Raw genomic sequence first — 439 nt, 5'->3', positions numbered from 1 at the left:
GCGAACGCCTTGTCCAAACGCCGCAGCGTGGCCTGCTGAGAGGAGAACGACCAGCGGCCCTGACCTCCGGCGTCCTCAGCCCGGATGTGCTTCAACTCGGCCGACTGCTCGCCGTACCGGACGCTCACGCCCGCCTTGCGGTAGGCGGCACGCCGGTGCTCAAGGGCGGCGTTGTACAGCTGGCGGTGGTCTTCCAGGCAGGCGGCCAGTGCGGCGGCCTGCCTGCTGGTGGGGCGGATCAGGAACTTGTACGACCTACGCACGGCCACCGCCCTTGGTGGGCCGCTCGTACTGCGTCTCGATGTAGCGCTGCACCGTTTGCGCGGAGACCGCGCCGACCGTGGCCACGAAGTACGACCGCGACCACAGCGTGGGCAGCTGCGAGCGCAGATGCGGGAACTCGGCGCGCAGGTGGTGGGAGGTGAAGCCTTTGAACTGG

The 439-nt window shown here is 69.0% G+C and carries 2 protein-coding genes; both read right to left on the bottom strand.

Annotation, left to right across the window (positions count from 1 at the left end; all coding sequences use genetic code 11):
* Nucleotides 1–263: helix-turn-helix domain-containing protein (locus QSK17_RS35770; protein ID WP_285711139.1), on the bottom strand; the 263-nt coding region annotated here is incomplete at its 3' end.
* The coding region (locus tag QSK17_RS35765; RefSeq protein ID WP_285711138.1) for a transposase at nucleotides 256–439 on the bottom strand (184 nt) is incomplete at its 5' end. The genes QSK17_RS35770 and QSK17_RS35765, both read right to left, overlap by 8 nt.

The sequence above is a fragment of the Microtetraspora sp. NBRC 16547 genome, from assembly GCF_030268965.1.
In the GTDB taxonomy this organism is placed as follows: Bacteria; Actinomycetota; Actinomycetes; order Streptosporangiales; family Streptosporangiaceae; genus Microtetraspora.
The sequence above is the reverse complement of the archived record's forward strand: the minus strand, read 5'-3'. Positions and strand labels throughout refer to the sequence as shown.